This window comes from Pseudomonas shirazensis, assembly GCF_050496565.1.
Taxonomy (GTDB): domain Bacteria; phylum Pseudomonadota; class Gammaproteobacteria; order Pseudomonadales; family Pseudomonadaceae; genus Aquipseudomonas; species Aquipseudomonas shirazensis_A.
The window spans coordinates 312,769-321,541 of the sequence record NZ_JBNWAE010000005.1; the positions used below are offsets into that span (position 1 = coordinate 312,769).

The 8,773-nt window shown below is 60.9% G+C and carries 11 protein-coding genes; 6 read left to right on the top strand and 5 right to left on the bottom strand.

Annotated features, from left to right (window positions below; translation table 11 throughout):
• Positions 1 to 118 precede the first annotated feature (118 nt).
• The 4 genes from yegQ (at position 119) to ACQZ2L_RS10400 (ending at position 3,556) form a co-directional block, all read left to right on the top strand.
• Positions 119 to 1,453 (top strand): tRNA 5-hydroxyuridine modification protein YegQ, encoded by a 1,335-nt coding sequence (yegQ, locus tag ACQZ2L_RS10385; protein WP_430325959.1) that lies wholly within the window; start codon positions 119 to 121, stop codon positions 1,451 to 1,453.
• Between the two features lie 152 nt (positions 1,454 to 1,605).
• On the top strand, positions 1,606 to 2,034 hold the full coding sequence (locus ACQZ2L_RS10390) for a DUF411 domain-containing protein (RefSeq protein WP_430325960.1): 429 nt from the start codon (positions 1,606 to 1,608) through the stop codon (positions 2,032 to 2,034).
• Between the two features lie 10 nt (positions 2,035 to 2,044).
• Positions 2,045 to 2,482 (top strand): YqaA family protein, encoded by a 438-nt coding sequence (locus ACQZ2L_RS10395; RefSeq protein WP_430325961.1) that lies wholly within the window; start codon positions 2,045 to 2,047, stop codon positions 2,480 to 2,482.
• A 75-nt stretch (positions 2,483 to 2,557) separates the two neighbouring features.
• Positions 2,558 to 3,556, top strand: a complete 999-nt coding sequence (locus ACQZ2L_RS10400) for an alpha/beta fold hydrolase (protein WP_430325962.1) — start codon at positions 2,558 to 2,560, stop codon at positions 3,554 to 3,556.
• Between the two features lie 19 nt (positions 3,557 to 3,575).
• Here ACQZ2L_RS10400 and zapE read toward each other — a convergent pair whose 3' ends face one another.
• The 4 genes from zapE to ACQZ2L_RS10420 form a co-directional block, all read right to left on the bottom strand.
• Complete coding sequence (zapE, locus tag ACQZ2L_RS10405) at positions 3,576 to 4,682, bottom strand: cell division protein ZapE (protein WP_430325963.1); 1,107 nt, start codon at positions 4,680 to 4,682, stop codon at positions 3,576 to 3,578.
• Positions 4,683 to 4,728: 46 nt separating this feature from the next.
• Positions 4,729 to 5,880 (bottom strand): PQQ-dependent sugar dehydrogenase, encoded by a 1,152-nt coding sequence (locus ACQZ2L_RS10410; RefSeq protein WP_430325964.1) that lies wholly within the window; start codon positions 5,878 to 5,880, stop codon positions 4,729 to 4,731.
• A gap of 22 nt (positions 5,881 to 5,902) precedes the next feature.
• A complete protein-coding gene (locus ACQZ2L_RS10415) occupies positions 5,903 to 6,217 on the bottom strand; it encodes a hypothetical protein (RefSeq protein WP_430325965.1) in 315 nt (104 codons plus the stop codon).
• A gap of 144 nt (positions 6,218 to 6,361) precedes the next feature.
• Positions 6,362 to 6,625, bottom strand: coding sequence for a hypothetical protein (locus ACQZ2L_RS10420; protein WP_430325966.1), 264 nt, complete (start codon positions 6,623 to 6,625; stop codon positions 6,362 to 6,364).
• A 131-nt stretch (positions 6,626 to 6,756) separates the two neighbouring features.
• Here ACQZ2L_RS10420 and ACQZ2L_RS10425 point away from each other — a divergent pair, with 131 nt between their 5' ends.
• Positions 6,757 to 7,074: a DUF883 family protein gene (locus ACQZ2L_RS10425; protein WP_101318340.1), complete on the top strand. Its 318-nt coding sequence runs from the start codon at positions 6,757 to 6,759 to the stop codon at positions 7,072 to 7,074.
• A 30-nt stretch (positions 7,075 to 7,104) separates the two neighbouring features.
• Here ACQZ2L_RS10425 and ACQZ2L_RS10430 read toward each other — a convergent pair whose 3' ends face one another.
• On the bottom strand, positions 7,105 to 7,722 hold the full coding sequence (locus tag ACQZ2L_RS10430; RefSeq protein ID WP_430325967.1) for a tRNA-(ms[2]io[6]A)-hydroxylase: 618 nt from the start codon (positions 7,720 to 7,722) through the stop codon (positions 7,105 to 7,107).
• 151 nt (positions 7,723 to 7,873) lie between these two features.
• On the opposite strand from ACQZ2L_RS10430, the gene ACQZ2L_RS10435 reads away from it, so the two are divergent.
• Complete coding sequence (locus ACQZ2L_RS10435) at positions 7,874 to 8,737, top strand: universal stress protein (RefSeq protein ID WP_430325968.1); 864 nt, start codon at positions 7,874 to 7,876, stop codon at positions 8,735 to 8,737.
• Positions 8,738 to 8,773 lie beyond the last annotated feature (36 nt).

Sequence of the window (8,773 nt, forward strand, 5' to 3'; positions counted from 1 at the left end):
GGGATTCAGACCTTTAGTGCAGCAGATATCGGAAAAAGTGCCCTGCCATGCTTGATCCAGATCAATGCGCCTGAATTAGCCAGCCACTACCATCCGCGCCCTTTGCTCCGGTGCGCCCATGACCTCTCTCGCCAAGCCTGAATTGCTCGCCCCTGCCGGCACCCTGAAAAGCATGCGCTACGCCTTTGCCTACGGCGCCGACGCGGTGTACGCCGGTCAACCGCGCTACAGCCTGCGGGTACGCAACAACGAATTCGACCACGCCAACCTGGCCTTGGGCATCAACGAGGCCCATGCACTGGGCAAGCAGTTCTACGTGGTGGTCAACATCGCCCCGCATAACGCCAAGCTGAAGACCTTCCTCAAGGACCTGGCCCCGGTGATCGCGATGGCGCCCGACGCGTTGATCATGTCTGACCCCGGCCTGATCATGCTGGTGCGCGAGCACTTCCCGCAGATGCCGGTGCACTTGTCGGTGCAGGCCAACACGGTCAACTGGGCGAGCGTGCGCTTCTGGCAGCAGCTTGGCCTGAGCCGCATCATCCTCTCGCGCGAGCTGTCGCTGGAAGAGATCGAGGAGATCCGCCAGCAGGTACCGGACATGCAGCTGGAGGTATTCGTCCACGGCGCCTTGTGCATGGCCTACTCAGGGCGCTGCCTGCTGTCGGGCTACCTGAACAAGCGCGACGCTAATCAGGGTAGCTGCACCAATGCCTGCCGCTGGAAGTATCAGGCCACTGCGGCGGTGGAGAACGTCAGCGGCGACATCGTCCATGAAGTGCAACCGACGCTTGGTCTGGGCACCCCGACCGAGCAGGTGTTCCTGCTTGAAGAGGCCAATCGGCCCGGCGAGGCGCTGCCTGCGTTCGAGGATGAGCACGGCACCTACATCATGAACGCCAAAGACCTGCGCGCAGTACAGCACGTCGAGCGGCTGACGCGCATGGGTGTGCATTCGCTGAAAATCGAGGGCCGGACCAAGTCGCACTTCTACTGCGCCCGCGCGGTGCAGTCCTACCGTCAGGCCATCGACGATGCTCTGCAGGGGCGGCCGTTTGACCGCAGCCTGATGGACAACCTTGAATCGCTGGCCCAGCGTGGCTACACCGAAGGCTTCCTGCGTCGCCATGTGCACGACGAATACCAGAACTACCAGCGCGGCAACTCGGTGTCCGAGCGACAGCAGTTCGTCGGTGAGCTGACCGGCGTGCGGCTCGACGGCCTGGCCGAGGTCAAGGTCAAGAATCGTTTTGCCCTTGGCGATCAGCTGGAGTTGATGACACCACGCGGCAACTACCATTTCGAACTGAACCGCCTGCACGATCGGCAGCAGCGCGAGATCGAGGTGGCGCCTGGCGATGGCCATGTGGTGTATCTGCCAGTCCCTGAGCAGGTGCCACTGGAGTACGCGTTGCTGATGCGGGATCTGGAGGGTGCTGCGCCGGCCAGCTGACAGCGCTGTAATGAATGGGTCAGCTTGCTGTCAGGTGAACTGCGCCATGCTGCCCGCTTTTGGTCTGCCTGCAGCAGGCTGCCGCCGGTTGCGTTAAGCTGCCGCCGAGCCTGCCGCCTAAAGGCGGCCGCCCCTAGCCGAGGAATTTGACCATGCTGCGCACTCGCCTGATTGCTCTGGGCCTGCTGGCCTTCACTGGCCTGGCCCAGGCCGCCGAGACCATCGACGTTTACCGTGACCCCAACTGTGGCTGCTGCAAGCAGTGGATCAGCCACCTGCGCGATAACGGTTTTACCGTCAATGACCATGTCGAGCCGAACATGAGCGCCGTCAAACAGCGCCTCGGCGTGGCGCCGCGGCTGGCCTCCTGCCACACCGGTGTCATCAATGGCAAATTCGTCGAGGGCCATGTGCCGGCCGAACAGGTGCGCCTGCTGACCAAGCGCAACGACCTCAGGGGCGTGGCAGTACCGGGCATGCCGATGGGTTCGCCGGGCATGGAGATGGGTGATCACAAAGACCCTTACCAGGTGATCGGCGTGACCCATGCGGGCAATGACGAGGTTGTGGCCAGCTACTGAGCCGCTGCCGATGATGAGCCTTGTGGCGCTGTTTCTCAGCGCCTTTGGCGCCGCCACGCTGCTGCCGTTGCAGTCCGAAGCCGTGCTGGTCGGGCTGCTGCTGCGCGAGCCGCAGGTCTGGTTGACCCTGCTGCTGGTAGCGACCCTGGGCAATGTACTGGGCTCGGTGGTCAACTGGCTGCTCGGCCGGGCGGTCGAGCGGCTGCGTGAGCACCGCTGGTTCCCGTTTAGTGGCGCCCAACTGGAGCGTGCCCAGCAACGTTACCAACGCTGGGGCCAGTGGTCGCTGTTGCTGAGCTGGATGCCGGTCATCGGCGATCCACTGACGCTGATTGCCGGCATCATGCGTGAGCCATTCTGGCGTTTTCTGCTGCTGGTGACGGTGGCCAAGTGTGGGCGTTACCTGGTGGTCGTACTGACTACCCTCGGCTGGGTTAACGGCCAGTAACACCTTTGCCGCTTGTTGCGCGTGTGGGGCTGCTACAGTCGCTTTTTCCTACATGGTCCTACACGGAGTGCCCCCATGCTGCGCGCAACCGCCCTGGCCCTCGCTTGCCTTGTTGGCAGCCCGGCGTTCGCTGCCGAGTCGCCTACCTATGGACAGCAACTCGAAGGCTTCGACTATCCCTACCCGCTCCAGCATTATGACTTCACCTCGCAAGACCAAGCCTTGCAGATGGGCTATATGGACGTCCCGGCTCAAGGCAAGGCCAACGGTCACAGCGTGGTGCTGATGCACGGCAAGAACTTCTGCGGCGCAACCTGGGAAAGCAGCATCGACGCCCTCAGCAAAGCCGGCTACCGGGTCATCGCTCCGGATCAGATCGGCTTCTGTACGTCGAGCAAGCCTGCCTACTACCAATACAGTTTCCAGCAGCTGGCGAGCAACACTCACGCCCTGCTCGAGCAGTTGGGGGTCAAGCAGGCGATCATTCTCGGCCACTCCACCGGCGGCATGCTCGCCACCCGCTATGCGCTGATGTACCCGCAGCAGGTCGAGCGCCTGGCGATGGTCAATCCAATCGGCCTGGAAGACTGGAAAGCCCTGGGCGTGCCTTACCGCACGGTCGATCAGTGGTATCAACGTGAACTCAAGCTGGACGCCGAGGGCGTGCGCAACTACGAGCGCAAGACGTACTACGCAGGCCGCTGGAAGCCCGAGTACGAGCGCTGGGTGCAGATGCTGGTTGGCTTGAATCAGGGTCCCGGACATGAGCGCGTGGCATGGAACTCGGCGTTGATCTACGACATGATCTTTACCCAGCCGGTGTATCACGAGTTCCATAACCTGAAGATGCCGACCTTGCTGCTGATTGGCGATCAGGACACTACCGCGATTGGTAGCGACATCGCCCCGGCTGAGGTCAAGGCGAAGCTGGGCGACTACAAGGCTCTTGGACCACAGGCGGCCGAGCTGATCCCGCAGGGCGAGTTGATCGTGTTTGAGGGGATGGGCCACGCGCCTCAAATCGAAGAACCGCGGCGCTTCCACAAGACCTTGATCGACTGGCTGCAGAAATGAACCTGCTCTGAGCGGGCCGTCAGCCGAAGCGTTGCAACTGCATTTCCCGGAGCCGGCTCAAGGTGCGCCGGAACGGGAAGGCCAGGTAACCCTCTGTGTACAGCGCGTCCAACGGCACTTGAGCCTCGAGGTAGAGGGCAACGCGGCGGTCATAGCACTCGTCGACCAAAGCGATGAAACGGCGCACGCTATCGTCCTTGGCTGACAACGTCGGCAGCTCGCGATCGCCGGCTGCTACCCGCTCGGCAGCATCTTCGGTGCCCCGTGCAATGCGCCCGGCGCGCTGCTCGCCGCCCAGCGCAGGGATAGCATCGATGAGGATCGCCTGGAACTGGTCACACAGGGCCATGAACTCGATGGCCGACAGCGGTTGCTCGCACAGATCGCTGAAATGACACCAGATGGCCTGGGCACTGCGGCACACCACACGGATGTGTCGCGAGCCTACTGGTAGTGGCTCGGTGCAACCAGCGTCGCCGGCGCTCAGTTGCTCGAACAGGGTGCCAAAGGTGCTGCTCGCATTGTCTGCTACACACCAATAGCGCTGACGCGCGAGGCCTGGGTGCAGGCGGTGATCCTGTTCGCCGGCAACCGGCAGAATCTGCATATGCCGCTGCATCGCCGCGATGGCGGGCAGAAACCGATCGCGATTGAAGCCATCGAGGTACAGCTCCGTCGGCGGTTGATTGGAGGTGGCGACGATCACCACACCGTGCTCGAACAACTCGCTGAACAATCGGCCAAGAATGATCGCGTCGCCGATGTCGTTGACGAACAGTTCATCGAAGCACAGCACGCGAATCTGCTCAGCCAGTTCACTGGCCAATGCTCGCAGCGGGTCGGCGGTGCCGTTGAGCTGGAACAGCCGCTGATGTACCCAGGCCATGAAGTGATGGAAATGCTGGCGCCGTGCGGGCACCTGCAGGCAGCGGTGGAACTGGTCCATCAGCCAGGTCTTGCCGCGACCGACAGGCCCCCATAGATAAACGCCCGGGCCGGCCTGCTCAGTCTGCAAGGATTCGAAGCACCGCTGAAGGGCCGCTACGGCATTGGCCTGCGCAGGATCGGCAACGAAGCCGTCCTGCTGCAAAGCCTGCTGATAGAGCGTTTGCGGATCGATAGCCATATGCCAGTGAGCGCTTGGGAAAACGCCATGGTACCTGTTATCGCGATTACTGGTCGCTGCTCAAACCGACTTTCAGCAACGCCCCGTCCTTGTCGTCGGTCAGCACATACAGATAGCCGTCAGGCCCTACGCGCACATCTCGAATACGTGCCTTCAGCTCGCCCAGCAGCCGCTCTTCGTGCACCACCTTGTCGCCCTTGAGCTGCAGGCGGATCAACTCTTGAGTCGCCAGTGCGCCGATGAACAGGTTGTGGTCCCAGGCCTTGAACGTAGGGCGGTCGTAGAACGCCATGCCACTAATGCCTGGTGATTTTTCCCACACATGGTGGGGATCGACCATGCCGTCAACGTGCTTGCCCTGTGCCTCTGGAATCGGCAATAGCGAGTAGTTGATGCCATGGGTAGCAATCGGCCAACCGTAGTTCTTGCCAGCCTCGGGAATGTTGATTTCGTCACCACCGCGCGGGCCGTGCTCATTGGTCCAGAGTTTACCGGTCCACGGGTTGAGTGCCGCGCCTTGCTGGTTGCGGTGACCGAACGACCAGATCTCAGGGCGAACGTCGGTTTTGCCGACGTAGGGGTTATCCTTGGGCACCTCGCCATCGGGGAGGATGCGCACGACCTTACCTTGCAGCTTGTCCAGGTCTTGCGCGGTGGCACGCTGGTTATTTTCGCCAAGCGCAATGAACAGATAACCGTTGCGGTCGAACACCAGCCGCGAACCGAAGTGGTTGCCTTCAGACAGCTTCGGCATCTGGCGGAAGATCACGGTGAAATTGTCGAGACGCGCGCGGTCGGCCGAGAGCTGACCGCGACCCACCGCGGTACCGGCCTTGCCATCGTCGCCTTCTTCAGCGAAGGACAGGTAGACCGTGCGGTCCTTGTCGAAGTCTGGCGACAGCACTACATCGAGCAGGCCGCCCTGCCCTTGCGCCCAAACCTTGGGGACGCCGCTCAGAGGTGGGCCGACCTTGCCTTCAGCGGTCACCAGACGCAGGTTGCCAGGGCGTTCGGTGACCAGCATGTCCTTACCCCCTGGAAGAAAAGCAAGGCCCCAAGGGTTATGTAGGCCATTGGCGACTGTGCTGACGGTGATTTCGCCCTCTTCACTGGGGAACTGTTGCTCGGAAGCGGCGTGGGCAAAAACGGGCAGCAGCGCTGCAACGGTCAAGCTGGTCAACCAGAATCGTGGAGTCATGCGGGGTTCCTTGCAGAAAAGTTCACGGCGCGCGTTGGCTGTCGCGCGGCGGGCGACTGGGTTCGAGGCGTGGGGCCTGTTGTTGGCGGCGCAAATTGTCACCATTGCCAATACCGCGGTTGTCCAGCGTTGGTGGACGTGGCATGGGCTGGGTGGAGGGCCCGCGCACGGGTGGCGTATCAGGCGCACTGCCCTGCCGGCTATTGGGGTTGGCGCGCTGAATAGGGCTATTGTAGGGATTGTTGTTGGCCGCCAGCACGCCGCTGTCAGCGAATGCGGCGCTGCCAGGTAACGCCAGCAACAAACCAAGGCCGAGGGCTGGCCAGACAGACTTCATGTGCCACCTCCAAAAACGAAAAAGCCACGCTTAGGCGTTGGATAGCCTAGGGCGTGGCAGGTTCGTATTAAAAGTGCGAATTCGTGTGCAGATGCTTCCTGACGTGTCTAGCGGCTGAGGGCCAGCACCGGCAACAGCACCCGATCAGCGATTGGCGTTGGCAGCAGCCATCATCTTATTGACCTCGCTGCGGACCATGACCGCAAAATCCTGTGGCGTCATCGCATCGAGCTCGGCGCGGACCCACTCGGCCCATTTGCCCTTGCGGCGAGACTTCTCGGAAATCAAGCGACCGGCTTCAGCTTTGACCTTGCCGAGGTTGCTCTGCCAATATTCGAACAGTCGCGCCTTCTCCGCTTCGATCTGCGCCCGTTCTTCAAAGCTTCTGTTGGCCAGATTGAAACTCATGAAAATCTACCCTGCTGCATGAAATTTGCCGGCTATCTTACACTGATGCGGCAATCGGCCGGAACGTCTGCGCAACTTTCCCGCCGCACAGGTATCCATTGTTCTAACCATCACCAAACGAGGAGCTGTACATGGCCCGGAAAACCACCCAAATCGATACCGATCAGATCAAGGATCAAGTTTTCAGCGAACTGCAGTCGCTGATCGAAGAGTCCGAGCGCTTGCTCGAGCAAAGTGCCTCGCTGATTGGCGAGGAGGCCGACACCCTGCGCGCTCAGATCAGCCAGAAGCTGAGCCAGGCTCGGCAGGCTGCCACCTCGGTACGCGACCGTGCGCAGCCGGTGGTAGAGGCCACCCAGGATTATATCGGTGGCCACCCGTGGCAGACCGTTGCTGTGTCTGCAGGCTTCGGTCTGGTAGTCGGCTTGCTGCTGGGCCGTCGTTCGTAACACTGGCGATATCGCTGGCTCACATGCTGATCAAGCGGCCAGGGCCAGCGGTATACCACTGTGGAAGCGTAATTCCTGATCTGTTGAACAGATCAACTCTGCTTCGGCTTCACGTACCTTCTCCACTGTCCGGGCAATGTCAGCCTGATCGCCATACTGACTGGCGAGCTTCAGATAGCCGAGAAAATGCCGCGCTTCGCTGTTCAGCAAGCCATGGTAGAACGTCCCCAGTTCTTCATCCAGATGCGGTACAAGCGCGGCAAAGCGCTCGCAACTGCGCGCTTCGATAAATGCCCCCACCACTAGCGTATCGACCAACTTGACCGGCTCATGAGAGCGAACCAGCTTGCGCAAGCTGGACGCATAGCGCCCTGCCGGGACCGGCCGCAGCGGCACGCCACGGCGTTTCATCAGGCGCAGCACCTGCTCATGGTGAACCAGCTCCTCGCGTGCAAGGCGCGACATCATGTTGATCAGGTCGAGATGCGTGTTGTACTTGGCAATCAGGCTCAACGCCGTGCTGGCGGCCTTGAATTCGCAATTCTTGTGATCGATCAGCAGCGTTTCCTGATCGGCCAGTGCTGCTTCGATCCAGGCATCAGGGGTGCGACAACCGAGAAAGGCTTCGACTTCGGGAATCAGGGACATAATTTCACGGCAACTGAACAGCGGCAGGGTCGGCGATTATACCGAGGGCAGCGGCGATCGCCAGCGACTATGCTTGATATACGTCAAACGGCGACGGTTAGCGCGCCGTCTATAGTCAGGCATCGGCCACCCATTTCAGGAGTCCATGCTCATGCAACAGGTCAGAAGCATTCTGGTTGTACTCGATCCAGACCACGCCCACAGCCGGGCGCTGACCCGGGCCAAGCTGATTGCCGGAGTGACTGGCGCCCGTATGCATCTGCTGATGTGCGACAAAAAGCACGACCATCAGGCGCTGCTCAGCGTGTTGGCGGGCCAACTGCAGGAAGACGGCTACGACAATATTACCTTTGAGCAAAGCAGGCACGATGTCGTGCATGAGGCCATCATCCAGGCCCAGCAGGCTGAAGGCTGCGACCTGGTGATCAAGGAACACCGGCCGGATAATCCGCTGAAGAAAGCCTTACTGACACCTAGCGACTGGAAGCTGCTGCGCCAGTGCCCTTGTGCGGTGCTAATGGTGAAGAGCGAGCAACCCTGGACGGGTGGGGTGATTCTGGCAGCGGTAGACGTGGGCAATCATGACGAGGAACACCGTCTGTTGCATGCGAGCATTATCGATCACGGTTATGGTATCGCCAGCCTCGCCAAGGGCGAGCTGCACGTGATCAGTGCCCACCCCTCCCCGATGCTCTCGGCAGCTGATCCGGTGTACCAGAACCGGGACAGTATCGAACAACGCTATCGCGAGGCGTGCAGCGCGTTTCAAGCTGAGTTCGATATCACTGATGATCGCCTGCACATTGCTGAAGGGCCGGCAGATGTACTGATTCCCTATACCGAAGATAAATACAAAGCCGTGGTGACTGTGATCGGCACGGTTGCCCGTACGGGTATCTCCGGCGCGCTGATTGGCAATACTGCTGAGGTGGTGCTGGATAAGCTGGAAGGTGATGTGTTGGTACTGAAGACCGAGCAGGTGATTGCGCATCTGGCTGAGTTGACCCGGGGGTGACGTTGGTTGGGGCGCATTGCGCCCCCGCTTTCAAAG